We start from the raw sequence: 23,341 nt of genomic DNA, 5'->3' as shown, positions 1-23,341 counted from the left end.
AAGCCCGCGCCGACGTGTTGATCGGCTGTCTACCGGCTGCTGCGAAGGTGCGGGCGCTGGAGTCCCACGTGAGCAAGGAGCAGGGAAGTGTTGCGAACCATGGTGGCCCGTACCGCGGTTGTCGGTGCGGTGGTGTTGGCGGGGGTGTCCGGGCTGTTCGCCGTGGCGGCGGGGGATCCCGTACGGCACGGCTCGCCGGCCGCACCGCCGTCGGCCTGCGGGGGGTCGGCGGACGTGCAGTGCCTGGCGAGCAAGATCGCCTGGAACGGGACGGGGCTGGTCATCCGGCTGAGGTGACGGACCCGTCGGCGGTGGCCAGGGCCGTCAGCAGCGACCGGGCGTCGGCGGACTCCGGGGCACCCAGGCCGCTGAGCAGTCGGTGCGCCTGCGCCGCGTGAGTGCGGGCGGCGGGATGGTCGCCGCAGGCGGCCACCGCATGGGCCAACACCAGGTGGGCGAGGGCGCGTTCGCGCTGTCGCCCACCTCGCGTTGCGAGCCGGAGGGCCTCGGTCGCCTCCTCGACGGCCTCCTCGACCCGCCCGAGCAGGCGCAGCACCTCGGCCAGGCGGCTGCGGGCCGCCGACTCCCGGTCCAGGTCCCCGGCGGGGCCCGCGCGGTCGACGCAGGCGCGCAACTGGGCGGCGGCGTCGTCGAGTCGGCCCAGCTCCCGGTGAGCCAGGCCGAGGACGTAGTGCACGTAGGCGGTCATCGCGGCGTCGGCGGTGCCGTCGGGTTCGGCGAGGAGCCGCTGGCAGGTCGCCGCGGCCTCCTCGGCGTGACCCGTGCGGATCCGGGACAGCGCCGCGTTCGCGGTGCTCGCCACCTCGCCGGAACGGTGGCCGAGGCGGCGGGCGAGGGCCGCCGCCTGGTCGAAGGCGGCGATCGCCTCCTCGTGGCGCGCCTGGGCCTGGGCGATCAGGCCCAGGTCGTTGAGGGCCTGCCGCAGCACGGCCGGGTCGCCCGCCTCCTGGCAGGCCCCAGCTGCCCGGCGGGCCTGCTCGGCGGCCTCGGCCAGCCGGGCCCGGCCCAGCAGGACGGTGCCGAGGAGGAACCGGGCGCGGCCCTCGGCGGCGCGGTCGCCGGTGTGGAGCGCGGTGGCGACGAGGTGGCGGGCCGCCTCCTCCGCCCGTCCGGCGACGGCGCCGAGGCCGAGGGGGCTCAGGGCGATCAGCAGGTCGACGGCCGAGCGCAGGGTGGCGGAGTCCGGGTCGAGGGTGGCGAGGGCTGCGGCGAGCGCGACGGCGGCGGGGGTCTCGGACCGGGCCCAGCGGCGGGCCTCCGGCAGGTCCGCGAAGACCGGGTGGGGCGCCGGTGCACCGAACACGTCGGCGACCGGGTCGCCGGGGACGGCCAGGGCGAAGGCCGTACGGGCGTGAGCGAGGAGCAGGGCCAGCAGGCCGTGGTGGGCGGTGCTGCGTTCGGTCGGGTCGACGTGCAGGGACGTCCGGCGGGCGAAGGCCCGTACCAGGTCGTGGAAGCGGTAGCGGCCGGGGCCCGTCGACTCCAGCAGGGCCTGGTCCACCAGCGCCTCGGCGAGGTGCTCCGTTTCGTGCTCCGGCAGGTCGAGCACGGCGGCCGCCGAGGCCAGGCCGATGTCCGGTTCCACCCAGGCGAGTCGACGGAAGGCTGTCGCCAGGGGCGGGGGGAGGAGACGGTAGCTGAGCTCGAAGACCTGCTCGGCGAGTCCCTCCCGGTCCTCGGCCAGGCTGCGGAGGAGGTCGGCGATCGGCTGGTCCGGGGTGGCGGCGAGCCGGGCGGCGGCGATCCGCAGGGCCAGCGGGAGGCGGCCGCAGGCCTCGACCAGGTGCTCGGCGTCGGAGTGTTGGGCGGATCGCCGGGCGGGGCCGATGACCGAGTCCAGGAGACCGATCGCCTCCTGGGGGCTGAACACGTCCAGGGCGATGCGCAGGACGGACGGGACGCCGGGCAGCGCGGTGCGGCTGGTGACGAGGACGGCGCAGTCGGAGGAGCCGGGGAGGAGAGGCTGGAGCTGGGCGTCGTCACGGGCGTTGTCGAGCAGGATGAGCAGCCGCTTGCCGGTGGTGACGGTACGGAAGAGGGCGGACCGGCCCGCGAGGTCCTGGGGGACGGCGGACGGGCGGATGCCCAGGGTGGTCAGGAAGTCGGCGAGGACGTCGGAGGCGCTGGCGGGGACGAGGTCGGCACCCCGGAGGTCGGCGTAGAGGCGGCCGTCGGGGAAGTCCGGGCGCAGGGCGTGGGCGGCGCGCACGGCGAGGGCGGTCTTGCCGACGCCGGCCATGCCGGTGACGGTGACCAGGCGCAGGCCGGTGTGGGTGGTGCGGGTGGTGCGGGTGGTGCGGTCGGTGAGGGCGCGGGCGATGTCGGCGACGTGGGTCTGTCGGCCGGTGAAGTGGGGAGGGGAGGAGGGGAGTTGGTCCGGGTCCAGCTCGTGGCGCAGGGCGGTGATCTCGGGGCCTGGTTCGATCCCGAGGTGCTCGACCAGGCGGGCGTGGAGGGCGTCGTGGACGGCGCGGGCCTCGGCGGTGCGGCCGCTGCGGTGGAGGGTGCGGATGAGGAGGGCCTGGAGGCGTTCGCGGAAGGGGTGTTCGGCGGCGAGTGCTGCCAACTCCGGTAGCTGGTCGGCGGAGTGGTCGAGGGCGAAACGCTCCTCCTGGAGCGTGAGGCGGAGCTCGGAGAGGCGCTGGCGTTCGCGCTCCATGAGGGGGCCGGGGAGGTCGGCGAGCGGCTCACCGCGCCAGAGGGCGAGGGCGTTGGAGAGGTGGGCCTGGGCCTGCTGCGGGTGCTTCCCGGCGAGTTCATGGAGCTGCCTGACCCGCCAGAGATCGACATGGTCGGGATCGATCGCCAGCCGGTAGCCACCGGATTGGGAGAGCAGAAGGGAAGGCTTCTGGCGTACGGGCTCAAGGAGCTTCCGCAGCTGGGAGATGTACGAGCGGAGGGCGACGACGGGAGATCCGGGTGGTTCGTCGCCCCATAAGTCGTCGGTCAGTTGGTCGATCGCCACGACGGAGTTCGGCCGCAGGAGGAGTGCGACCAGCACCGCCCGCTGCCGAGGCGCCCCCAGCTCGATGGTCGTATCGGCGCGCTGCACCCGCAGCGCGCCGAGTAAGGCGAACTCCAGCGGAGCTGGATCGTCGGCTGGTCGCAAGGCACTCCCCCCTAGCTCAAGACAGTGCCGAATTGCCCACTGGCTCCACATCCTTGCTCGCCTGGCGTCTGTTCACAAAGCGCGCTATCAACTCTCGGCCACTGCAAGCTTATTCATAGCCGCATGCAGTAGTAGCAGTGAGTGGTCGGGTGAGAGGGCCATGGCCCGGAGCGCATCATACGAGAGCGCAAAACCGGTCACCTGCTCGGGGGTTTCGATGAGATGGCCGGGTAGCAAGCCCTCCGCATAAGCAACGCGAGGGGCGTCGTCGAAGTGGAGGATGGTGAGTGAACCGCCGAGGATAGCGTGGGTTCGACCGCTGGGCAGGATCTGTACGGTGGCGTCCGGCCCCTGGGCGATGTCGATGATGTGTTTGATCTGCTCGCGGGTGATCTCTGGGCTGCCGATGACTCGATGTACAGCGGCTTCGTCGAGCACTACCCACATGTATGGCGGTTTAGGACCGCGCAGGATGTGCTGCCGGGCTTTTCGATTGTTCCACAGTTCCTCTATTGCCTGTTTCGATGCCCGAGGGTGGCCCAATCGAAGGTATGCGAGGCCGTAGTCGTCCGTCTGCCACAGCCCCGGGATCACGAGTGAATATTTCAGATGAGTGTTTGCGGCCGGTTCAAGCGCCAGATAGCGTCGAAATCCGTCTGCGGCGACCTCGCTGGCCACGAGCGGGAAGAACCGAGTGAAGAAGCCGCCGGAAGGCAGTACAGAATCGAGTAGGGGAGGGAGGTCCGGCGGCGGAGTCCGGTGCGCAGCCTCGATGTTGGCCAGGTGGGATTTGCTGTAGCGAACCTTCTCGCCGAGTTCGGCGATGGACATGCCCGCACACGTCCGGTAGTGACGGAGCTCGGCCCCGAAGAAGTCCCGTGCGGATCGGCCAGGAGTGAGATTACGGGGATGTGCGGGCACTTGAGGGCCTCCGGATGTCTTCAAGAGGGGTGGGGACATGCCGCGTCTTCCCAAGCCTAGCTTCGAGGCGTGACTCTTGAGTCACAAATGGCCACTGCCGATTCGGCGCATACTTCAACAGAGAAGCACATATGACGAACACGCAATCTGGCGAAAGCATCATCCTCCAGCGGAGCTTCCCGCCCTGTCGGTGTCCCCGGTGCGGCGATTCCATCCCGGAGGCGGGGCTGGCCGACCACGCCATCGCCCCGGCGGCGCCGCCCGCGCGGCGGGTGGCGCCGCCGTGCGAGCCCTACCGGCCCTCCGTCCCCGGCGAGCGGGTCTTCGACGTCCGCTCCGGCCGCTGGGCCGCCTTCATGGGGTGGCAGCACGGCAGCGCCTTCCTCCGGCCCCTCGGCGGGGGCATCGAGTGGGACGCCGAAGCGCGTTGGATCACGAACACCGAACTGTGAGATGCCCGATGAGCAGCATGATCAACAAGATCACGGCCGAGGACCGGCGCAACGCGGCCGACATTCTCGACGACCTCCAGGCCGTCCTGAACGCCGCCGAGATCAAACTCCCCTCCCTCGGCATCGACTGGCGCCTCGTCAAGGAGACTGGCGTTCTCCTGATCGACCTGGGCTCCGCCAGGCCGGACGTCATCGAGCGGCTGGTCGTCGTCCTCCGCAGGGGTATGCGACCCTAGCCACCGCCGGTGTGATCACCGTCGGCAGCTTTCTGCTCGCCGGGGCCGTCGGCCTCGCGATTCCCGGCGACATATCCCCGGCGGCCGACACGCTGGTGTTCGTCCTCGTCTTCCTCGCCATCTCCACGGGTGGATTCTCCATCGCCGCAGGATGGTTGAGGGTGCGCAGCTAGCAACGGCTCGGGCTTCGAGTGCCGCTCGAAGCCCGAGCCTGTGCTCATGCGCCCGGGGCGTCCTCCTCCGCCGTGAGGAGGGCCAGCAGGCCGGGGAAGCGCTGTTCGAGGTCGGCCCGGCGGAGGGTGGCCATCCGGCTGTTGCCCCGGTCGACCTGGCGGATCAGGCCGGCCTCGCGCAGGGTGCGGAAGTGGTGGGTGACCGTCGCCTTGCTGACCGGCAGGGCGAAGGAACTGCAGGTACGGGCCTCGCCGTCGGGTCCGGCGGCCAGTTCCCGGACCACGCGCCGCCGTAGGGGGTCGGCCAGGGCGCTCAGCACCTTGCCGAGCTGGATCTCCGCGGGTGCGGGGTGTCCCTCGTCGTCGGGCATCGCGGTCACCTCCAAGGTATGGCTTGCATCGTACCTCGGGGCGGCTCTACCGTACGGGAGGTACGACGAACGTCGTACCTACTGGATCGGAGACCCCCTGTGGACCAGCCCTTCACCCTCGTCGGCCTCGCCCGCCCCAAGCCCGAGCGCGCGGAGGAACTGCGCCGGCTCCTGCTCTCCTTCGTCGAGCCCACGCGCCGGGAGCCCGGCTGCCTCGAGTACCACTTCCACGAGGACCGGGACGAGCCCGGCGCCTTCGTCTTCTACGAGGCCTGGCGGAGCCAGGAGGACCTGGACGCCCACCTCGCCCTCCCGCACCTCCGGGATTTCTGGGAGCACCGAATGGACTACCTGGAGCGGGACCTGGAAATCCGCTACCTCACCATGCACAGCCCGTACCGGCCGGCTCCGCGAATGGGGGCGAACGAGGGGGAGCGGCGCGCTCAGACGCCGTTGAGGGCGTAGCTGCGGAAGGTGGCCAGCAGCGGCAGCACCTCGGTCTTGTTGGGGTCCTCGGTCACGGCCCGCATCGCGTCGATGACGGTGTGGGCGATGACCTTGGTGACGGTGAGGTCGTCGGCGGCGGTGACCGTGCCCCAGGCCTTGAGGGTCTGGGTGAGCAGGGCGCTCATCCGGGCGCCGATGTTGGCGCTGACGGCGTCCGAGAGCTCGGCGATCTCCTCGTCGCTCATGCTGGACCGCAGCCCGAAGGCCAGCGCCATCAGCGTGTCCATCGCGTGTTCGCCGTACGCGGCGACCAGCGCCGGCAGCGACTGCTCCCCGGCCGTGCTCGCCGCGAGGGCGACCAGCGCCTCGTCGTCGTCCTTCCAGGCCGCCTCCAGGGCGGCCAAGGCCCGGAGGGCCTCGTCCATGCTCAGCCCGTCTGTCATGTGGGCAACCTATTGAGCATCCGGTGCCCGAATCTGCAATTCGGGCACCAGGATCACTCCATCGAGCGAAGTCAGGGCCGTTCCGGCCGGTGGACGTGTGCGAAGTGCTCCGCGTTCCAGTGGCCGCCCAGTTCGGGGGCCAGGGAGGCGACGGCCAGGGCCGCGAAGTCCTCGGCCGAGCCGGCCCGTTCCGGCAGGGCGCCGAGCAGCGGAGCGCCGGCCGAGCGGGGCAGGTCGGCGAGGTTGCAGCGTTCGGCGAGGCCGGGCTCGGCGGGCCAGGAGCCGACGACGACGCCGGCGAGCGGGAGTTCGCGGGCGGCCAGGGCCTCGGCGGTGAGCGAGACGATGTTGAGGGTGCCCAGGCCGGCGGAGGCGATCAGCAGCACCTCGGCGTCGAGGCCCGCCTCCCGTACGGCCCGGGCCTGGTCGGCCAGCGTGCGGCCCTCGTCGTCGTAGCGGACGAGCAGGCCGCCCGCGCCCTCGACCAGCACCAGGTCGTGGGTGGCGGCGAGGTCGGTGACCTCGGCGACCACCTCGGCGGGGGAGAGGTAGGGCATCCCGGCCCGCCGGGCGGCGGTGTCGGGGGCCAGCGGCTCGGGATAGCGCACCAGCTCACGGACCGTCAGTTCGCCTGCCAGGCGCCGCACTTCGGCGGCGTCGCCCGGCTCGTCCGGCGCGACGCCGGTCTGTCCGGGCTTGAGCACGGCGACCTTCCGGCCCTCGTGCAGCGCGGCCGAGGCGAGGGCCGCGGTGGCGACGGTCTTGCCGACGTCCGTGTTGGTGCCGGTCACGAAGAGGATGCGCGCGGTCATCCGGCCACCGCCGCTGCGGTCACTGCGGCAGCGATGCGTGCCACGTCCTCGTCCTCCGTCACGTAGGGGGGCATGGTGTAGATCAGGTCCCGGAACGGGCGCAGCCAGACGCCCTCCCGGGCGGCGGCCTCGGTGGCCGCCGGGACGTCCACCGGGTGGTCCAACTGCACGACACCGATGGCACCTTGGACCCGTACGTCGCGTACGCCCGGTGCGCCCGCGGCCGCCGCGAGGCCGTCCCGCAGGCCGCCCTCGATGCGCTTGACCTCGACCGCCCAGTCCTGCCCGAGCAGCAGGTCCAGCGAGGCGTTGGCGGCCGCGCAGGCCAGCGGGTTGCCCATGAAGGTCGGGCCGTGGGCGAGGACGGGCATCTCGCCGCGGCTGATGCCGTTGGCGACCTCGCCGGTGCACAGCGCGGCGGCCAGCGTGAGGTAGCCGCCGGTGAGCGCCTTGCCGAGGCACATCACGTCGGGGGAGACGCCCGCGTGGTCGGCGGCGAACAGGGCGCCGCTGCGGCCGAAGCCGGTGGCGATCTCGTCGAAGACCAGCAGCACGCCGTGCCGGTCGCAGAGTTCGCGGAGCATCCGCAGGTAGGCGGGGGAGTGGAACTGCATGCCGCCCGCGCCCTGGACCACCGGCTCGACGATGACGGCGGCCAGCTCGTCGGCGTGACGGACCATCAACTCCTCGAAGCGCGCGGCGTATTCGGGGTCGATCGGGGCGTCGAAGCCGGCCGGCGGCTGCGGGGCGAAGAGCTGCCCGGGCAGCACCCCGCCCCACAGGTGGTGCATCCCGCCGTCGGGGTCGCAGACCGACATCGGATGGAAGGTGTCGCCGTGGTAGCCGCCGCGCCAGGTCAGCAGCCGGCGCTTCTCCGGCCGGCCGGTGGACTGCCAGTACTGGAGGCACATCTTCATCGCGACCTCGACCGCGACCGAGCCGGAGTCGGCGAGGAAGACGTGCTGGAGCGGCTCCGGGGTGATCTCGACCAGGCGGGCGGCCAGCCGCACGGCGGGCTCGTGGGTGAGCCCGCCGAACATCACATGGCTCATCCGCCCCAGCTGCTCGCGCACCGCCTCGTCCAGCACCGGGTGCCGGTAGCCGTGGATCGCCGCCCACCAGGAGGACATGCCGTCGACCAGTTCGCGCCGCCCGCCCGCGACGGGCTCCGCCAGGCGCAGGCGGACGCCCGAGGCGGATTCGACCACGTACGGGGTGACGGTGCCGGGCATCGGCCCGTACGGGTGCCAGACGTGCGCCCGGTCGAGGGCGAGCAGCGTGTCCGCGGACAGCTGGGACATGGTGAGATCGCTCCGGAGTGTGCGGGAGGGTCAGGCGTTGGGCGCGAGTTCGGTGCCGGCGCCGCGGCGGCGGACCTTGACCAGGTCCTCGCGCAGCCCGTCGTTCGTGCCCTCCACGGCTGCGGCCGGGGCCGATGCAGCTTCGGTGTCGTGCGCGTGCCCGCCGCACGGCCCGCAGCCGCCGCCGCTGCCGCAGGCCGAGGCCGCGGTGCCGCACCCCGAGCCGGGGGCAACGGCAGCGGCCACGTCGGCGCGGTGGCGGGGCAGGGTGGCCTCGCCCGCGCCCTCGACCTCGAAGCCCGCGTCCTTGATCATGTCGAGGTCGGCCTGCCCGGCCTGGCCCTCGCTGGTCAGGTAGTCGCCGAGGAAGATCGAGTTGGCGATGTGCAGACCGAGCGGCTGCATGGTGCGCAGGTGGACCTCTCGGCCGCCGGCGATCCGCACCTCGGTGTCGGGGTTGACGAAGCGGACCATCGCCAGGATGCGCAGGCAGCGCTGCGGGGTGAGGTTCCACTCCTTGGCGAGCGGGGTGCCCTCGAAGGGGATCAGGAAGTTGACCGGGACGGAGTCCGAGCCGAGCTCGCGCAGTGCGAACACCACGTCGACCAGGTCCTCGTCGGTCTCGCCCATGCCGGCGATCAGGCCGGAGCAGGCGGACAGGCCGGCGCCGTGCGCCTTCTGCACCGTGTCGACCCGGTCCGCGTAGGTGTGGGTCTTGGTGATGGTCCCGTAGGTGTTCTCGGAGGTGTTGAGGTTGTGGTTGTAGGCGTCGGCACCGGCCGCCTTGAGCCGCTCGGCCTGGTTGTCGGACAGCAGGCCGAGGCAGACGCAGATCTCGACCTCGGGGTCGGCGTCCTTGATGGCGGCCATGGTGTCGGTGACCCGGTCGATGTCACGGTCCGTCGGGCCGCGGCCGCTGGCGACCAGGCAGACCCGCTTGGCGCCGCCGGCCACCCCGGCGCGGGCGGCGTCGGCGGCCTGGTCCGGCTTGAGCCAGGTGTACTTGAGGATCTCGGCCTTGGACCCGAGCCGCTGGGAGCAGTAGGAGCAGTCCTCGGGGCAGAGTCCGCTCTTGAGGTTCACCAGGTAGTTGAGCTTGACCCGGCGGCCGAACCAGCGGCGGCGCACCTTGCCGGCCGCGGCGACCACGTCGAGCAGCTCGTCGTCGGTGGTGGCGAGGACGGCCAGGGCCTCCTCGCGGGTCGGGACTTCGCCGCGCAGGCCCTTGGCGGTGAGGGTATCGAGCAGATCCATGGGGCCGATCCTGCCTGCTGGCGCTCGAATGGCGCCAGAGCAAACCCACCAGAAGATCCCCGGAAGGATGTGCCGATTGCCACAGTGTCGAAGCTCACGGCGTCGGTGCTGGTCACGCGCTTGACGGCGGCGCCGAAGGGCGGTTACCGGCGGGTAGGTCTGGGGTGGGGCGGGGGTGGGGTCGAGGGCGGGGTCGAGGGCGGGGTCGAGGGTGGGGCGGGCGAAGATCGACAAGCCCCGACCCCGTGACCGGCGCCACTCGGCGGGTGCTTAGAATCTGCGCCATGACCACGCAGGGGGAGCGCACCCCGACTCCGGGAGAGGGCCAGGACGGCCGGGCAGGACAGCGGACCGGCGGGGGAGCCGAGGGGGCCGTCGGCACCGGGCGCAGGCGCGGCCTGCGGCTGAACGGCCGCCGGGCGGTCGGCTGGGTCGCCGTGGTCGGCGTGGTCGCGGCCGGCGGATGGATCATCACCCGCCCGACGCCCGGCGACTACATACCCGGCCTGGGCCCGTCCAAGGCGGACGCCGCCCGCACGCCCCCCGTGGTCGGCGCCCCGCCGCCCGTCACCGACCCCGAGGGCCTCAACGCCGACAACCTGTTCCCCGCCCAGCGCCCGGTCGAGGTCGCCGGCTACAAGGCCCGGCGCGGCGGCATCCGGCAGGGTGAGAAGTGCGACGAGGTGCTCCAGGACCGCACCCAGGAACTGCTCAAGGACACCGGCTGCCAGGCCTATCTGACGGTCAGCTTCACCGGTGTCGACCGCCCGGTGCTCTCCAGCGTCACCGTGCTGCGCTTCGCCGACCAGTCCACCGCCGCCAGGGCCGCCGACACTCTGCGCGGCAAGCCCGGCGTGGTCGCCTTCATGCTCGCCGACACCAACATCGCGCCCGCCCCGTCCGCCGGCAGCGCCAAGCCGGGCAGCGAGGCCCGGGTCGAGGCGGTCGGCCACTACGTGACCGTCACCAGCTCCCGCGCCGGCGACGCCCGCCCGACCGGCAGCCCCGCCGCGGGCACCCCCGCGGCGAGCACCCCGGCGCCCGGCGCCCCGGGCACCGGCGGCGAGCCGAACCTGGACGAGGCCACCCGCGCGCTGTCGTACGCGGCGGGGCAGCCGTTCGTCTGGATGTAGCCCCTAAGGCGTGTCTGACGAACGGCCAGGGGCCCGGCGCGACGCGCGCCGGGCCCCTGCGCAGTCCGAGCGGCCGTCAGCCGCCGAGCCGGTCCACCGCCGTGACCCGCACCACGGCCCGGCCCTCCTCGTCCGAGCCGTACAGGTCGACCTCGGCGCTGATGCCCCAGTCGTGGTCGCCCTCCGGGTCGTCGAAGATCTGCCGGACCTTCCAGGCGGAGTCCTCCTCCTCGATGATCAGCATCTTCGGGCCGCGCGCGTTGGGACCGGTGCCCAGGTCGTCGTACTCGTCCCAGTAGCCGTCCATGGCGTCCGCCCAGCGGTCCGCGTCCCAGCCGTACTCGCCGTCCAGCTCGCCGAGTTCGTCCCAGCGCTCCAGCGCGCACAGCTCCACCCGGCGGAACATCTCGTTGCGCACCAGCACCCGGAAGGCCCGGGCGTTCGCCGTCACCGGCGCCGGCTTGTCGTCCAGGGTGACCTCGGCGGTGGCCGCCTCGGTCGGGTTGGCCAGCTGCTCCCACTCGTCCAGCAGGCTGGAGTCGACCTGGCGGACCAGCTCGCCGAGCCAGGCGATGACGTCCTTGAGGTCGTCCGTCTTCACGTCCTCGGGGACGGTCTGCTCCAGCGCCTTGTACGCACCGGCCAGGTAGCGCAGCACGATGCCCTCGGTGCGGGCCAGTTCGTAGAAGCCGACGTAGTCCGAGAAGGTCATCGCCCGCTCGTACAGGTCGCGCACCACGGACTTCGGCTGGAGCTGGTGGTCGCCGATCCACGGGTGCGCCCGGCGGTACACCTCGTACGCGTGGGTGAGCAGCTCCTCCAGCGGCTTCGGGTAGGTGATCTCCTGGAGCCGCTCCATCCGCTCCTCGTACTCGATGCCGTCCCGCTTCATCTCGCCGACGGCCTCGCCGCGCGCCTTGTTCTGCTGGGCGGCGAGGATCTGGCGCGGGTCGTCGAGGGTCGCCTCGACCACCGAGATGACGTCCATCGCGTACGCGGGGGAGGTCGGGTCGAGCAGTTCGAAGGAGGCCAGCGCGAAGGTGGACAGCGGCTGGTTGAGCGCGAAGTTCTCCTGGAGGTCCAGGGTCAGGCGGACGATCCGGCCCTCCGCGTCCGGCTCCGGCAGCCGCTCCACCACGCCGCCCTCCAGCAGCGAGCGGTAGATCGCGATCGCGGTGCGGATGTGCCGGCGCTGGGCCGCCTTGTCCTCGTGGTTGTCGGTGAGCAGCTTGCGCATCGCCTCGAAGGCGTTGCCCGGGCGGCCGATCACCGACAGCAGCATCGCGTGGCTCACCTTGAACCGGGAGACCAGCGGCTCCGGGTCGGCGCCGATCAGCTTGTCGAAGGTCTCCTCGGTCCAGCCGACGAAGCCCTCCGGCGCCTTCTTCCGCACCACCTTGCGCTTCTTCTTCGGGTCGTCCCCGGCCTTGGCGACCGCCTTGTCGTTCTCGATCACGTGCTCCGGCGCCTGGGCCACGACCTGGCCCACGGTGTCGAAGCCGGCCCGGCCCGCGCGCCCGGCGATCTGGTGGAACTCCCGGGCGCGCAGGATGCGCACGCGCTGGCCGTCGTACTTGGACAGGGCGGTGAACAGCACCGTGCGGATCGGCACATTGACGCCCACACCGAGCGTGTCCGTCCCGCAGATCACCTTCAACAGGCCTGCCTGGGCGAGGCGTTCGACCAGCCGGCGGTACTTCGGCAGCATGCCCGCGTGGTGCACGCCGATGCCGTGGCGGACGAAACGCGACAGGTTGCGGCCGAACTTGGTGGTGAAGCGGAAGCCGCCGATCAGCTCGGAGATGGCCTCCTTCTCCGCCTTCGAGCACATGTTGATGCTCATCAGCGACTGGGCCCGCTCCACCGCTTCCTTCTGGGTGAAGTGCACGACGTAGACCGGCGCCTGGCCGGTCTGCAGCAGCTCCTCCAGGGTGTCGTGCAGGGTGGTGCGGCGGTACTCGTAGAACAGCGGCACCGGGCGGGTCGCGTTGCGCACCACGGTGGTCGGCCGGCCGGTGCGGCGGGTCAGGTCCTCCTCGAAGCGGCGCACGTCGCCCAGGGTCGCGGACATCAGCAGGAACTGCGCCTGCGGCAGCTCCAGCAGCGGGATCTGCCAGGCCCAGCCGCGGTCCGGCTCGGCGTAGAAGTGGAACTCGTCCATGACGACCTGGCCGATGTCCGCCCGGGCACCGTCGCGCAGCGCGATCTGCGCCAGCACCTCGGCCGTGCAGCAGATGATCGGCGCGGTCGGGTTGACGCTGGCGTCACCCGTCATCATGCCGACCTGCTCGGTGCCGAACATCTTCACCAGGTCGAAGAACTTCTCCGACACCAGCGCCTTGATCGGCGCGGTGTAGAAGGTCCGCTGCCCCTCCGCCAGCGCCGCGAAGTGCGCACCCGCCGCCACCAGGCTCTTTCCCGAGCCGGTCGGCGTCGCCAGGATGACGTTGTTCCCGGAGACCAGCTCGATCAGCGCCTCCTCCTGCGCCGGGTACAGCGTGATCCCGCGCTCCTCCGCCCAGGCCGCGAAGGTCTCGTACAGCGCATCGGGAGTGGCGGGCTTCGGCATCAGATCAAGGAGGGTCACCGGGCTATCTTGCCTGCTCGCCGCCACCCCCGGCAAAGTCCGGCGGCACGCCGCCGGGCCGGTGGCGGTGCGCGACGGCGGACTCAGCCGTTCGCGAGGTCCGGGATGGTCGGCGCGATGGCGGGTAGCCGCACCTGGTTGGCGCACTCGTACTCCTTGGCGGCGACCCGTGCGACCTTCAGCGCGATGTCGGCCTGCGCCTGACGGGCCTTGGCAGGCGGGACGCCGTCCAGCACGTTGCCGCCGACGTCGATCCGGAAGTACTGCGGGGCCGCGCCGCCGCGGAGCACCTTGAAGTCGCAGCGCACGTAGAGCCGGACATGTCGGTCCGTCTCGGTGGTGGCCAGTCCGACCGCGCCGGTCCCGAAGTCCAGCGTGGCGACGGGGCGGCCCCCTGCGGAGGCGTTGGCGCGATCGGCGTCGATCCCGTCCAGGGCGGGGTCGACCTGCACGGAGAGGAAGGTGCGGCTGCCGTCCCCGCCGTCCGGGAACCAGTCGAGGAAGCAGGTGTTGCTGCGGTTCGCCGGGTCGTCCGGTACGCCGGGTGTCTGGATCCGCGCCGCTCCCTGCTCGGTCGCCTTCCCGTGCGACCCGGCCAGCGGCTTGAGGTCGTCTTTGGAGAGCGCCGACCAGCAGGCGCTCTGCGGGAGGTCCTGGGACCGCCACGGCTTCCAGATCAAGAGCCCGCCGCCCACGACGAGGGCCAGGGCGAGGAGGCCCGCCAGCCAGGGCAGGGCACGCCGCCCCCGCGACGGTGGCGGGCAGTCCGGAGAGCTCGGGACGGTGTGTGCGACGTCGACCATGATTCATCACACCTTCGAGGCCATTGTCGGGTCGTAGAGGTTGCGGCCCCAGGTGAGTTTGGCGGCGGCGAGGCCTGCAGTGTCGCCGTGCCAGCCGGACTGCTGAACGGTGCCGATGACCTCGTTCTGCATCCGCTGGGTGAGGTCCCAGGTGCGGACGAGGGTCTCGTAGTCGCTCGCCGCCGAGTTGAGGCTGCTGAGGTCGACCTGCTTGAGCTGGCTGAACGTCACCATTGTTCGAGTTCGTGTCCCTGTTCGCGCGGCCGTCAGGCCTTGGCGCCCTGCTGGAAGCCGGCGTGGATGTCCGCCTCGGTCTGGGCGTAGGCCTGTCCGGTGCCCTGGAGCTTGTTGCCGATGTCCTCGACGGTGCCGCGCAGGCTTTCCGCCTGGGTGGACCACGTCATCCAGAGTCCCGTGAGTCCGGCGCCGAGGGACCAGCCCTTGAGTGAGGCGGCCGCCGCGTTGACGTGCTCGCCGGGCTGGGACAGCTCTGTCTTGACGGCGTCACGCAGGGCGAAGGCGTTCTGTGCCGCCTGCTGCAACATGCCCGGGTTCGCCTTGACGGTCCGGCCGCCGAGCGTGACCGGGGCGTTGTTGGCGCCGACCAGGTCCGGGAACTGCTTCTTCGCCGCTTCGGTCAGGTTGCCCCTGTCGTCGAAGAGCCATGGATTCATCCGACGCTCGAACTCGAGGTCCGTCACTTCGCGCTTCCCCCCAGGTAAAGATCGACAGGGAGTTTATCGAACGCGTACGAAGACAGGGTCGGAATCTTTGCAAGGGCATGATGAATGTTTTGCAGGTGAGGTGGCTTGAGGGGCTTGTCGATGGAATGCCAATGAACGGAAGGTGAATGAAACGGGCCGTCTCTCCCGTCCCTGTGCCAAGCGGCACATTGCCCGCCCCGCGCCGCCCGTGCCAGAGTGCCGGACATGGCCCTCCCCCTCGCCTCCCAGCCCCGCCCCGCTGTCGCGCCCGCTGCCGCGCCCGCTGCCGCGCACGTCTTCGACTGGCTCGACGAGGCCGCCGCGCTGCGCGCCGACGCCGGGCTGACCCGCACGCTGCGCAGCCGGCGCGCGGAGGACGCGGTGCTGGACCTCGCGGGCAACGACTACCTGGGGCTGACCAGGCACCCGGCGGTGACCGGGGCCGCGGCGGAGGCCGCGCTGCGGTGGGGCGGGGGGTCGACCGGGTCCCGGCTGGTGACCGGGACGACCGCGCTGCACACCGAACTGGAGCGGGAGCTCGCCGAGTTCTGCGGGGTCGAGGCCGCGCTGGTGTTCTCCTCCGGGTACACGGCCAACCTCGCCGCCCTCACCGCGCTGACCGACCCGGACACCCTGATCGTCTCCGACGCCTACAACCACGCCTCGCTGATCGACGGCTGCCGGCTGGCCCGCGCCGACGTCCACCGGGCCCCGCACAGCGACCCGGCCGCGGTCGCCGACGCGCTGGCCGCGCGGGAACAGCGGCGCGCGCTGGTGGTCAGCGACTCGGTGTTCTCGGTGGACGGCGACGCGGCGCCGCTGCGCGCACTCTCCGAGGCCGCCCGGACCGGCGGGGCCGCCCTGCTGGTGGACGACGCCCACGGGCTGGGTGTGCTCGGCCCCGGCGGGCGCGGCGCACTGGCGGCCGCCGGGCTGGCCGGGCAGCCGGACACCGTCGCCACCGTCACCCTGTCGAAGTCGCTCGGCTCCCAGGGCGGCGCCGTGCTCGGCCCGCGCCGGGTCATCCGGCACCTGACCGAGACGGCCCGCACCTTCATCTTCGACACCGGCCTCGCCCCGGCCGCCGCCGGCGCCGCCCTCGCCGCGCTGCGCCTGCTGCGCGCCGAACCGGAGCGCGCCGAGCGCGCCCGCGAGGTCGCCCGCACCCTCGCCGCCCGCCTCACCGCCGCCGGCCTGCACGCCTGCGAACCCGACGCGGCCGTGGTCTCGGTCCGCGCCCCGGGCCCGGAGGCCGCCGTCGCCTGGGCCGCCGACTGCCTCCGCGCGGGCCTCGCCGTGGGCTGCTTCCGGCCCCCGTCCGTCCCGGACGGCATCTCCCGCCTGCGCCTGACCGCCCGCGGGGACCTCACGGACCAGCAGATCGCCGACGCCGTCCGCACCATCGCCGACCTCGCCCCGGCGGGCGCCCGGATCGCATGACCGGCCCGGCGGCCGGGGTCGACAGCGGGCAGGAGGACGGGATGGCCGATCTGATCTGGGACGACGTGGCGTACATGTTCGACCCGAGCGACGGGGGGACGCTGCCGGACGTGGTCGTGGACGGCACCACGGCGGCCGACTGGCAGGCGCTGCTCGACCTCGTCCGGGAACGGGGCTGGGCCCACGAGTACGAAGACGGCGACACCGTCCTGCCGCTCCCGGCGGCCGGGACGGTGCTGGCGCGCCCGGACGACGCGGAATGCCCGAGCCTGGTGGTGCGGCCGACCGCGGAGGTGTGTGCGATCTTCCGGTTCTACTCGGCCGAGGCGATCGACTTCGACGTCTCGCTCCGGGAGATCCAGGGGCAGGAGCGCCTGGACGTCCTCTGCGCGTTCCTGACCGCGATCGGGCGGCGGCTGGGCAAGCCGGTGGTGATGTACGCCGAGGGCGGCTACGACAACTGCCCGATGATCGGGTACGACCCCGAGGCCGACCGGGTCGTGTCGATGCGCGCGGAGCGGGTGGACGGCTGAGCCGCCGCGCTGGGAGGGCCACGCCGGGTGCCTGCTCGATCCGGGGCGGGACGGCCGGCTGCCCGGCGAGCGTGTCGCGGACACCACGGTGGCGGACTCGCGCGCTACGGCTGCCCGAGGACGAGCAGGGCCTCGGCGCCGACCGGCCGGTAGCCGGCGGCCTGGAAGGCGCGGACGCTGGGGGCGTTGCCGGGGGCCTGCTGGGCCCAGACCACCTCGCCCTCCGGCAGCAGGTGGCGGGCGGCGGTGGCGAGGGCGCGGCCGAGGCCCCGGCCCCGGGCGTGCGGGTCGACCTCGACGGCGGTCTCCCAGCGGCCGGCCACGCCCCGGCCCAGGATGAGCACGCCGCCGTCGGCCTGGTACACCCGGACGTCCTCGCGGTAGCGCAACGCCCGCACCACGCGCGGGTGTTCGCGGTCCTCGAGCGGGCTGAGCGGCAGCGGCGGCGCGCCCGGGAGGCGGTCGGCGACGGTGAGCAGGTCGATGTTGTTGACGGTCCGCCCGGTCCGCTCGGCGAAGGCGGTGAGGAAGGGCGGGCAGAGTGGGACGGACAGCGGGTCGCCCGGGGCGGCGGCGACGGCGGCGCGCACCCAGTCCGGGTCCTGGTCGGTGAAGACCACGGCGTGCGCGGCGAAGGAGACCACCCCGGCCTCGCGCGGCGAGGGCTGGGGCACCACCGTCACCGAGCCGTCCGGCGGTGGGAACACCCCGCCCGCCGCGTCCGCCAGGATCTCCGCCAGCCCCCGTGCGCCCATGTCCGTTCCCTCCCTGGAAAGTTGTCCGCCCCAGTTGATCACCGCGGGCGGCGATACACCAGCAGGTACCGCCAGAACAGCAGCCGCCGCAGCCGGAAGCCGGGCAGGTGCCGGGTGGCGTACGCCCGGATGTCGGGGAGCGAGGTCTGCGGCATCGCGATCGGCGCCCGGACGGCCGGTGGTGGTGCGCCGCGTTCGCGCAGGTGGACGGCGAGGCGGCAGAGGGCGTTCACCGGGACGGCGGCCAGGCTGATCAGCCGGTCCCCGGGGGTGGTCTCGCGGTAGCAGCCCAGCACGACCAGGACCCCGCCGGGCGCGAGCGCCTCGCGCAGCCGGGCCAGGCTGTCCAGCGGCAGGTGGTGGAGGCTGGCCAGGCAGGAGATGAAGTCGTAGTGGCCGGGCGGCAGTTGGAGCTCGGTGAGGTCGCTCTGCCGGTAGTGGACGGCGGCCGGGGCGGCGGAGCCGCGCGCGGCGGCGAGGACGGCCTCGTCCCGGTCGACGGCGTCCACCTCCAGGCCCCGGCGGGCGAGCGCCCGGGCGAAGCGGCCGGTGCCGCAGCCGACGTCCAGGGCGCGGCGGGCGCCGGGCGGCACGGTGCGCAGCAGTGACCGGTGGTAGTGGTCGTTGTGGTCGAAGGGCATCCGGTCAGACTACGAGGAGGCCAGGAGGCCAGGAGGCCAGGAGACCAGACGGCCAGGAAGCCAGGAGGCTAGACGGCCTTCTTCCGGGCCCGGCTGGGCTGCACCCGGGTCGGTTCGCCGGCGGCCTTGGGATGGTCGGGCGGGTACGGGAGTTCGCCGAGGCCCTCGTCGTGCAGCTGCTTCTCGTACAGCTCCAGCAGGCCGTCCAGCCGGTACGCGTGGTCCGCCATCTCCGCGTTGGGGTCGCCGAGTTCGGCGAAGCGGGCGGGCACCGTCCGCAGGTCGAAGTCCTCGGGGGCGGCGTCGTCGAGTTCGTCCCAGCGCAGCGGGGCGGAGGCGGTGGCGCGGGGGCGGGCGCGCAGCGAGTAGGCGGAGGCGATGGTGCGGTCGCGGGCCATCTGGTTGTAGTCGACGAAGATGCGTTCGCCGCGTTCCTCCTTCCACCAGGCGGTGGTGACCTTCCCCGGCATCCGCTGTTCCAGCACCCGGCCGAGCGCGATCACAGCGTGCCGCCCGTCGGTGAAGGTCCACTCGGGCACCAACGGGACGTAGACGTGCAGGCCGCGCCCGCCGGAGGACTTGGGCCAGCCGCGCAGCCCGTACTCCTCCAGCAGGGCGCGCAGTTCGTGGGCGGCGCGGACGGCGTCGTGGAAGTCGGTGCCGGGCTGCGGGTCGAGGTCGATGCGCAGTTCGTCGACGTGGTCGGTGTCGCCGCGCCGGACCGGCCAGGGGTGGAAGGTGAGGCAGCCCAGGTTGGCGGCCCACAGCACGGCGGCCGGTTCGGTGGGGCAGATCTCGTCGGCGGAGCGCCCGCTGGGGAACTCGATCCGGGCGGTGGGCAGCCAGTCCGGCAGGCCCTTGGGGGCGCGCTTCTGGTAGAAGAACTCGCCGTCGACCCCGTCGGGGAAGCGCTGGAGGGTGGTGGGCCGGTCGCGCAGCCCGTGCAGCACCCCGTCGGCGACGGCCAGGTAGTACTGGGCGACGTCCAGCTTGGTGAAGCCGCGCTCGGGGTAGTACACCTTGTCCGGGTTGGACAGCCGGACGGTGCGCCCGGCGACTTCCAGTTCGACGGCTGTGCCCATGCCTCTCACGCTAAGGGCGCCGCGCCCGGCGCGCGCCCCGGGGCGAACCGCGCCAGGCTGGGACGCATGGACCTGCCCGTGATGCCGCCGGTGGCCCCGATGCTCGCCAAGTCGGTGGCCAGGATCCCGACGGGGATGCAGTACGAGGCCAAGTGGGACGGCTTCCGCAGCATCGTGTTCCGCGACGGCGCCGAGGTGGAGCTGGGCAGCCGCACCGGCAAGCCGCTGACCAGGTACTTCCCCGAGCTGGTGGAGGCCTTCCGGCGGGAGCTGCCGCCGCGCTGCGTGCTGGACGGCGAGGTGGTGATCGCCCGGGACGGGCGGCTGCGCTTCGAGGAGCTGCTGGAGCGGATCCACCCGGCGGCGAGCCGGGTGAAGCTGCTCGCGGAGCGGACCCCCGCCTCCTTCGTGGCCTTCGACCTGCTCGCCCTCGGTGACGACTCGTTGCTGGACGAGCCGCTGTCGGTGCGCCGCCCGGCCCTGGAGGCGGCGCTCGCGCGGGCCGCCGACCCGGTGTTCACCGCCCCGGCCTCGACCGACCCCGAGCTGGCGCAGAGCTGGTTCGCCGAGTTCGAGGGCGCCGGGCTGGACGGGGTGGTGGCCAAGCCGCTGGACCAGCCGTACCGGCCGGGCGAGCGGACCATGTACAAGATCAAGCACGAGCGCACCGCGGACTGCGTGGTGGCCGGCTACCGCGAGCACAAGAGCGGCCCGGTGGTCGGCTCGCTGCTGCTGGGCATCCACGACGACGAGGGCCGGCTCCAGCACGTCGGGGTGTGCGCCGCCTTCCCGATGGCGCGCCGCCGCGAACTGGTCGAGGAGCTGGCCCCGCTGAGGATGGACGACCTCGCCGAACACCCCTGGGGCGCCTGGGCGGAGGAGTCCGCGCACGCGGAGGGGCGGCTGCCGGGGGCGGTCAGCCGCTGGACCGGCGGCAAGGACCTGTCCTGGATCGCGCTGCGCCCCGAGCGGGTGGTCGAGGTGGCGTACGACCACATGGAGGGCAGCCGCTTCCGGCACACCGCCCAGTTCCGCCGCTGGCGGCCTGACCGCACTCCGGAGAGCTGCACCTACGCGCAGTTGGAGGAGCCGGTCTCGTACGACCTCGGCAAGGTGCTCGGGATCTGAAGCAGCGTCATGAAGGTGGCGGGCCCGACCCGGTCGCACCGGGTCGGGCCCGCGTCCTGCCCGCGTGCCGTGGGGCCCGTGTCGCGGTCAGGCCCGCACGGTGGTGGGGGCGTTGCCCGGGAGCGAAGGCGTGCCGCTGCCGGAGCCGGTGGCCGAGGGGGAGCCGGAACCGCCGCCCGAGGCCGGGGCCGACGGCGAGGCGGTCTCGGTCGGGAGCGCGTAGACGTTGTTCGGCGAGATGATCTTGGTGATCGCGTTGGCGAACAGCGTGGACGGCTCCTGGCCCTGGGAGATCACATCCGTGTTGAGCAGCAGCACCAGGGTGGCCTGGGCGTCCGGCATGTACACCGCGACGCTCTCGTAGCCCGGCATCGAGCCGTTGTGCCCGATCCAGCCGTTGTTGTTGAACAGCCCGAAGCCGTAGGTGACGCCCGGGTCGCCGGTGGGCAGGGTCTTCAACCGCTCGGTCTGGCTGGCGGGGCTGATGATGGCGCCGGTGGCCACGGTCTTGGCCCAGCTCTCCAGGTCGGCGAGCTGGGTGACGACGGCCCCTGCCGTCCAGGCCCAGGACGGGTTCCAGTTGGTGGCGTCCTGGATGTCCCCGTTGGGCGTCTGGTTGGTGTAGCCGTGGGCGTGCGGGTCGGGGAGCGTCCCGTCGGTGGCGAAGCTCGTCTTGGCCAGCGAGGCGGGCGCGAACACCTGGGACTGGAGGAAGTCGCCGGCGCTCTGCCCGCCGACCTTCTCGATCAGCTTGCCCAGGATGATGTAGTTGCTGTTGCTGTACTGGAACCGCTGGCCGGGCGGGAACACGGCGGGGTGCTTGTAGCCGTAGGCGAGCAGCTGGTCCGGGGTGAACACGTGGTTCGGGTCGTTGATCAGCGTGTTCACGAAGTCCGGGTCGGAGCTGTACGGGAACAGGCCGCTGCGCATCTCGCCGAGCTGGCGGACGGTGATCCCGTCGCCGCCGGGGACGCCGTCCACGTACTTGGAGATCGGGTCGTCCAGCGCCACCTTGCCCTGGTCGACCAGGCGCAGCACGGCGGTCGCGGTGAAGGTCTTGCTCTCGCTGCCGATGCGGGCGAACAGCCCCGCGTCCATCGGCGTGTTGGCGGCCTTGTCGGAGACGCCGAAGGACTTCTGGTACGTGCCGCCCGGGGTGATGATCCCGACCGAGATGCCGGGCACCGAGTTCTGCTTGAGCACCGACTGGATCGCGGCGTCCAGCTTGGCGCCGACGGCCGGGGTCAGCTGCACCACCGCGTTCGAGGAGGCGCTCCCCGAGGGGGTGCCCGGGGAGGAGTACCCCGGGGACGGGCTGAGCGCGGCCGGTTCGGCGGTGACCGCCGGCTCGGCGGCCTGCCGGGCGGGCGTCGACTCTCCGGAGCAGGCGGTGGCGGTCAGCAGGCCGGCCAGCGCGAGGGCGGCGCCGGCGGCCAGCCGGGCGGAACGGGGAGCGGCCGGGCGGGGCCGTCGGGTGTTGGTCATGGAGTGGCGCGCCTCTCTGCGGCGAAGGGCCCCGGAGCGCTGCTCCACGGGGCCGTGGGGGAGCGTCGCCACCGTAAGCACCGTGCTCGAACACCCGCGCGCCGGTGGCGGCCGGGCTGGCCCGAACGGACCCAAGCCCACCCGAGTGGCCCGTTCCCGCTGGCGGATCCTTGTCAAGTACCCCGGCGGTACGGCCGGTTGGTGTCGTCACCGGCGCCGCGCGCTCGGCCGGACGGGTGAGCACCGGCACGCCGCACCCGCCCCCGGGCCCAGCTCGGGCACGATCGTTCAGCTCAGCTGTGGCCGTCCTTAAGAATTCCTCGATGGACCGCACCCCCTCCCACCAGGCAGATTTCTGCCTGCCGGAGCGTGCCCGTCAGGAGCGGCCGAACCGAGCCCCCGGCCTGCCCGACCCTCGAAGGCCGTCCCCGATCAGCACGTCAGGAGCCGTCTCCCGTGAAGGCACTCGTCAAGCAGCACGCCGAGCCCGGCCTCTGGATGATCGACGTCCCGAAGCCCGAGATCGGCCCCGGCGAGGTGCTGATCAAGGTGCTGCGCACCGGCATCTGCGGCACCGACCTGCACATCCGCAAGTGGGACGGCTGGGCGCAGCAGACGATCAGGACCCCGCTGGTGCTCGGCCACGAGTTCGTCGGCGAGGTCGCCGAGATCGGCGCCGGCGTCGCGGACATCGCGATCGGCGACCTGGTCAGCGGCGAGGGCCACCTGGTCTGCGGCAAGTGCCGCAACTGCCTGGCCGGCCGCCGCCACCTGTGCCGCAACACCGTCGGCCTGGGCGTGAACCGGGACGGCGCCTTCGCCGAGTACGTGGCGCTGCCCGCCTCCAACGTCTGGGTGCACCGGGTGCCGGTCGACCTCGACGTGGCCGCGATCTTCGACCCCTTCGGCAACGCCGTGCACACCGCGCTGTCCTTCCCGCTGGTCGGCGAGGACGTGCTGGTCACCGGCGCCGGCCCGATCGGCATCATGGCGGCCGCCGTCGCCAAGCACGCCGGCGCCCGCAACGTGATGATCACCGACGTCTCCCCGTACCGGCTCGACCTGGCCCGCCAGGTCGGCGTGACGCTGGCGCTGAACGTCGCCGAGCACACCATCGAGGAGGGCCAGCAGAAGCTGGGCCTGCGCGAGGGCTTCGACGTCGGCCTGGAGATGTCCGGCCGCCCCGAGGCGATGCAGTCGATGATCGCCAACATGACCCACGGCGGCAAGATCGCCATGCTGGGCCTGCCGGCCGAGGACTTCGCGGTGGACTGGGCCTCGATCGTCACCTCGATGATCACCATCAAGGGCATCTACGGCCGCGAGATGTTCGAGACCTGGTACGCGATGTCGGTGCTGCTGGAGGGCGGCCTGGACCTCAGCCCGGTGATCACCGGCCGCTACGCCGCCACCGACTTCGAGGCCGCCTTCGACGACGCCGCGAGCGGCAACTGCGGCAAGATCATCCTCGACTGGACCGCCTGAGCACCCCGTTGACGCCAAAGGAGCC

25 protein-coding genes are annotated in these 23,341 nt (G+C 72.5%); 10 read left to right on the top strand and 15 right to left on the bottom strand.

The window, feature by feature from the left end; genetic code table 11:
- Positions 1-87 precede the first annotated feature (87 nt).
- Positions 88-297: a hypothetical protein gene (locus ACIQWA_RS03005; RefSeq protein WP_402477341.1), complete on the top strand. Its 210-nt coding sequence runs from the start codon at positions 88-90 to the stop codon at positions 295-297.
- On the opposite strand, the gene ACIQWA_RS03000 is transcribed toward ACIQWA_RS03005, so the two are convergent.
- Positions 281-3,130: an AfsR/SARP family transcriptional regulator gene (locus tag ACIQWA_RS03000; protein WP_402477339.1), complete on the bottom strand. Its 2,850-nt coding sequence runs from the start codon at positions 3,128-3,130 to the stop codon at positions 281-283. The two genes, ACIQWA_RS03005 and ACIQWA_RS03000, sit on opposite strands and share 17 nt — an antisense overlap.
- Positions 3,131-3,217: 87 nt before the next feature.
- Positions 3,218-4,090: a helix-turn-helix domain-containing protein gene (locus ACIQWA_RS02995; protein WP_402477336.1), complete on the bottom strand. Its 873-nt coding sequence runs from the start codon at positions 4,088-4,090 to the stop codon at positions 3,218-3,220.
- 92 nt (positions 4,091-4,182) lie between these two features.
- Here ACIQWA_RS02995 and ACIQWA_RS02990 point away from each other — a divergent pair, with 92 nt between their 5' ends.
- Genes ACIQWA_RS02990 through ACIQWA_RS02980 form a run of 3 tightly spaced genes read left to right on the top strand, consistent with a single transcriptional unit; the run spans position 4,183 to position 4,912 of the window.
- Positions 4,183-4,503 carry a hypothetical protein gene (locus ACIQWA_RS02990; RefSeq protein ID WP_402477333.1) on the top strand — a complete coding sequence of 107 codons (321 nt, stop codon included), beginning with the start codon at positions 4,183-4,185 and terminating at the stop codon, positions 4,501-4,503.
- A gap of 8 nt (positions 4,504-4,511) precedes the next feature.
- Complete coding sequence (locus tag ACIQWA_RS02985; RefSeq protein WP_402477331.1) at positions 4,512-4,739, top strand: hypothetical protein; 228 nt, start codon at positions 4,512-4,514, stop codon at positions 4,737-4,739.
- Between the two features lie 11 nt (positions 4,740-4,750).
- A complete protein-coding gene (locus ACIQWA_RS02980; protein WP_402477328.1) occupies positions 4,751-4,912 on the top strand; it encodes a hypothetical protein in 162 nt (53 codons plus the stop codon).
- A gap of 44 nt (positions 4,913-4,956) precedes the next feature.
- On the opposite strand, the gene ACIQWA_RS02975 is transcribed toward ACIQWA_RS02980, so the two are convergent.
- On the bottom strand, positions 4,957-5,283 hold the full coding sequence (locus ACIQWA_RS02975) for an ArsR/SmtB family transcription factor (protein WP_402477326.1): 327 nt from the start codon (positions 5,281-5,283) through the stop codon (positions 4,957-4,959).
- Between the two features lie 99 nt (positions 5,284-5,382).
- On the opposite strand from ACIQWA_RS02975, the gene ACIQWA_RS02970 reads away from it, so the two are divergent.
- Positions 5,383-5,748, top strand: coding sequence for a putative quinol monooxygenase (locus ACIQWA_RS02970; protein ID WP_402477323.1), 366 nt, complete (start codon positions 5,383-5,385; stop codon positions 5,746-5,748).
- On the opposite strand, the gene ACIQWA_RS02965 is transcribed toward ACIQWA_RS02970, so the two are convergent.
- The 4 genes from ACIQWA_RS02965 to bioB form a co-directional block, all read right to left on the bottom strand.
- On the bottom strand, positions 5,727-6,173 hold the full coding sequence (locus ACIQWA_RS02965) for a hypothetical protein (RefSeq protein WP_402477321.1): 447 nt from the start codon (positions 6,171-6,173) through the stop codon (positions 5,727-5,729). The two genes, ACIQWA_RS02970 and ACIQWA_RS02965, sit on opposite strands and share 22 nt — an antisense overlap.
- A gap of 71 nt (positions 6,174-6,244) precedes the next feature.
- Positions 6,245-6,985, bottom strand: coding sequence for a dethiobiotin synthase (gene bioD, locus ACIQWA_RS02960; protein WP_402477318.1), 741 nt, complete (start codon positions 6,983-6,985; stop codon positions 6,245-6,247).
- Positions 6,982-8,286 carry an adenosylmethionine--8-amino-7-oxononanoate transaminase gene (locus ACIQWA_RS02955; RefSeq protein ID WP_402477316.1) on the bottom strand — a complete coding sequence of 435 codons (1,305 nt, stop codon included), beginning with the start codon at positions 8,284-8,286 and terminating at the stop codon, positions 6,982-6,984. The genes bioD and ACIQWA_RS02955 overlap by 4 nt, the downstream gene beginning before the upstream one ends.
- 30 nt (positions 8,287-8,316) lie before the next feature.
- Entirely contained in the window at positions 8,317-9,540 is a 1,224-nt protein-coding gene (bioB, locus tag ACIQWA_RS02950) for a biotin synthase BioB (protein WP_402477314.1), read from the bottom strand.
- Positions 9,541-9,824: 284 nt separating this feature from the next.
- Here bioB and ACIQWA_RS02945 point away from each other — a divergent pair, with 284 nt between their 5' ends.
- Positions 9,825-10,673 carry a hypothetical protein gene (locus ACIQWA_RS02945; RefSeq protein ID WP_402477312.1) on the top strand — a complete coding sequence of 283 codons (849 nt, stop codon included), beginning with the start codon at positions 9,825-9,827 and terminating at the stop codon, positions 10,671-10,673.
- A gap of 76 nt (positions 10,674-10,749) precedes the next feature.
- Here the strand turns inward: ACIQWA_RS02945 and ACIQWA_RS02940 are convergent, their stop codons facing one another.
- From ACIQWA_RS02940 to ACIQWA_RS02925, 4 genes are all read right to left on the bottom strand, one after another.
- Positions 10,750-13,242: a DEAD/DEAH box helicase gene (locus tag ACIQWA_RS02940; RefSeq protein WP_402477868.1), complete on the bottom strand. Its 2,493-nt coding sequence runs from the start codon at positions 13,240-13,242 to the stop codon at positions 10,750-10,752.
- Between the two features lie 101 nt (positions 13,243-13,343).
- Complete coding sequence (locus tag ACIQWA_RS02935) at positions 13,344-14,063, bottom strand: hypothetical protein (protein ID WP_402477309.1); 720 nt, start codon at positions 14,061-14,063, stop codon at positions 13,344-13,346.
- 6 nt (positions 14,064-14,069) lie between these two features.
- The gene (locus tag ACIQWA_RS02930; RefSeq protein WP_402477306.1) at positions 14,070-14,297 is read right to left on the bottom strand and encodes a hypothetical protein; all 228 of its coding nucleotides are present in this window, start codon (positions 14,295-14,297) and stop codon (positions 14,070-14,072) included.
- A gap of 32 nt (positions 14,298-14,329) precedes the next feature.
- Positions 14,330-14,764 carry a hypothetical protein gene (locus ACIQWA_RS02925; RefSeq protein ID WP_402477303.1) on the bottom strand — a complete coding sequence of 145 codons (435 nt, stop codon included), beginning with the start codon at positions 14,762-14,764 and terminating at the stop codon, positions 14,330-14,332.
- A 228-nt stretch (positions 14,765-14,992) separates the two neighbouring features.
- On the opposite strand from ACIQWA_RS02925, the gene ACIQWA_RS02920 reads away from it, so the two are divergent.
- A complete protein-coding gene (locus tag ACIQWA_RS02920) occupies positions 14,993-16,207 on the top strand; it encodes an 8-amino-7-oxononanoate synthase (RefSeq protein WP_402477300.1) in 1,215 nt (404 codons plus the stop codon).
- Between the two features lie 41 nt (positions 16,208-16,248).
- On the top strand, positions 16,249-16,740 hold the full coding sequence (locus tag ACIQWA_RS02915; protein WP_402477297.1) for a hypothetical protein: 492 nt from the start codon (positions 16,249-16,251) through the stop codon (positions 16,738-16,740).
- Positions 16,741-16,844: 104 nt separating this feature from the next.
- On the opposite strand, the gene ACIQWA_RS02910 is transcribed toward ACIQWA_RS02915, so the two are convergent.
- From ACIQWA_RS02910 to ligD, 3 genes are all read right to left on the bottom strand, one after another.
- Complete coding sequence (locus tag ACIQWA_RS02910; RefSeq protein ID WP_402477295.1) at positions 16,845-17,495, bottom strand: GNAT family N-acetyltransferase; 651 nt, start codon at positions 17,493-17,495, stop codon at positions 16,845-16,847.
- A 38-nt stretch (positions 17,496-17,533) separates the two neighbouring features.
- Positions 17,534-18,136: a class I SAM-dependent methyltransferase gene (locus tag ACIQWA_RS02905; RefSeq protein ID WP_402477292.1), complete on the bottom strand. Its 603-nt coding sequence runs from the start codon at positions 18,134-18,136 to the stop codon at positions 17,534-17,536.
- Positions 18,137-18,204: 68 nt separating this feature from the next.
- The gene (gene ligD / locus ACIQWA_RS02900) at positions 18,205-19,218 is read right to left on the bottom strand and encodes a non-homologous end-joining DNA ligase (RefSeq protein WP_360243842.1); all 1,014 of its coding nucleotides are present in this window, start codon (positions 19,216-19,218) and stop codon (positions 18,205-18,207) included.
- 66 nt (positions 19,219-19,284) lie between these two features.
- Here ligD and ACIQWA_RS02895 point away from each other — a divergent pair, with 66 nt between their 5' ends.
- Complete coding sequence (locus ACIQWA_RS02895; protein ID WP_402477289.1) at positions 19,285-20,346, top strand: ATP-dependent DNA ligase; 1,062 nt, start codon at positions 19,285-19,287, stop codon at positions 20,344-20,346.
- An 87-nt stretch (positions 20,347-20,433) separates the two neighbouring features.
- Here ACIQWA_RS02895 and ACIQWA_RS02890 read toward each other — a convergent pair whose 3' ends face one another.
- Complete coding sequence (locus ACIQWA_RS02890; protein WP_402477287.1) at positions 20,434-21,831, bottom strand: serine hydrolase domain-containing protein; 1,398 nt, start codon at positions 21,829-21,831, stop codon at positions 20,434-20,436.
- A 456-nt stretch (positions 21,832-22,287) separates the two neighbouring features.
- Here ACIQWA_RS02890 and tdh point away from each other — a divergent pair, with 456 nt between their 5' ends.
- A complete protein-coding gene (gene tdh / locus ACIQWA_RS02885; protein ID WP_360243851.1) occupies positions 22,288-23,316 on the top strand; it encodes an L-threonine 3-dehydrogenase in 1,029 nt (342 codons plus the stop codon).
- Positions 23,317-23,341 lie beyond the last annotated feature (25 nt).

The sequence above is a fragment of the Kitasatospora sp. NPDC098652 genome, from assembly GCF_044760155.1.
In the GTDB taxonomy this organism is placed as follows: domain Bacteria; phylum Actinomycetota; class Actinomycetes; order Streptomycetales; family Streptomycetaceae; genus Kitasatospora.
This window is presented reverse-complemented; position numbering and strand designations above follow the sequence as displayed.

Excerpts from the sequence above, each read along its gene's own strand:
- ACIQWA_RS02995 (WP_402477336.1), bottom strand. The coding sequence starts at position 4,090 with ATGTCCCCACCCCTCTTGAAGACATCCGGAGGCCCTCAAGTGCCCGCA.
- ACIQWA_RS02990 (WP_402477333.1), top strand. The coding sequence starts at position 4,183 with ATGACGAACACGCAATCTGGCGAAAGCATCATCCTCCAGCGGAGCTTC.
- ACIQWA_RS02985 (WP_402477331.1), top strand. The coding sequence starts at position 4,512 with ATGAGCAGCATGATCAACAAGATCACGGCCGAGGACCGGCGCAACGCG.
- ACIQWA_RS02975 (WP_402477326.1), bottom strand. The coding sequence starts at position 5,283 with ATGCCCGACGACGAGGGACACCCCGCACCCGCGGAGATCCAGCTCGGC.
- ACIQWA_RS02965 (WP_402477321.1), bottom strand. The coding sequence starts at position 6,173 with ATGACAGACGGGCTGAGCATGGACGAGGCCCTCCGGGCCTTGGCCGCC.
- bioD (WP_402477318.1), bottom strand. The coding sequence starts at position 6,985 with ATGACCGCGCGCATCCTCTTCGTGACCGGCACCAACACGGACGTCGGC.
- ACIQWA_RS02955 (WP_402477316.1), bottom strand. The coding sequence starts at position 8,286 with ATGTCCCAGCTGTCCGCGGACACGCTGCTCGCCCTCGACCGGGCGCAC.
- bioB (WP_402477314.1), bottom strand. The coding sequence starts at position 9,540 with ATGGATCTGCTCGATACCCTCACCGCCAAGGGCCTGCGCGGCGAAGTC.
- ACIQWA_RS02945 (WP_402477312.1), top strand. The coding sequence starts at position 9,825 with ATGACCACGCAGGGGGAGCGCACCCCGACTCCGGGAGAGGGCCAGGAC.
- ACIQWA_RS02940 (WP_402477868.1), bottom strand. The coding sequence starts at position 13,242 with ATGCCGAAGCCCGCCACTCCCGATGCGCTGTACGAGACCTTCGCGGCC.
- ACIQWA_RS02935 (WP_402477309.1), bottom strand. The coding sequence starts at position 14,063 with ATGGTCGACGTCGCACACACCGTCCCGAGCTCTCCGGACTGCCCGCCA.
- ACIQWA_RS02930 (WP_402477306.1), bottom strand. The coding sequence starts at position 14,297 with ATGGTGACGTTCAGCCAGCTCAAGCAGGTCGACCTCAGCAGCCTCAAC.
- ACIQWA_RS02920 (WP_402477300.1), top strand. The coding sequence starts at position 14,993 with ATGGCCCTCCCCCTCGCCTCCCAGCCCCGCCCCGCTGTCGCGCCCGCT.
- ACIQWA_RS02915 (WP_402477297.1), top strand. The coding sequence starts at position 16,249 with ATGGCCGATCTGATCTGGGACGACGTGGCGTACATGTTCGACCCGAGC.
- ACIQWA_RS02910 (WP_402477295.1), bottom strand. The coding sequence starts at position 17,495 with ATGGGCGCACGGGGGCTGGCGGAGATCCTGGCGGACGCGGCGGGCGGG.
- ACIQWA_RS02905 (WP_402477292.1), bottom strand. The coding sequence starts at position 18,136 with ATGCCCTTCGACCACAACGACCACTACCACCGGTCACTGCTGCGCACC.
- ligD (WP_360243842.1), bottom strand. The coding sequence starts at position 19,218 with ATGGGCACAGCCGTCGAACTGGAAGTCGCCGGGCGCACCGTCCGGCTG.
- ACIQWA_RS02895 (WP_402477289.1), top strand. The coding sequence starts at position 19,285 with ATGGACCTGCCCGTGATGCCGCCGGTGGCCCCGATGCTCGCCAAGTCG.
- ACIQWA_RS02890 (WP_402477287.1), bottom strand. The coding sequence starts at position 21,831 with ATGACCAACACCCGACGGCCCCGCCCGGCCGCTCCCCGTTCCGCCCGG.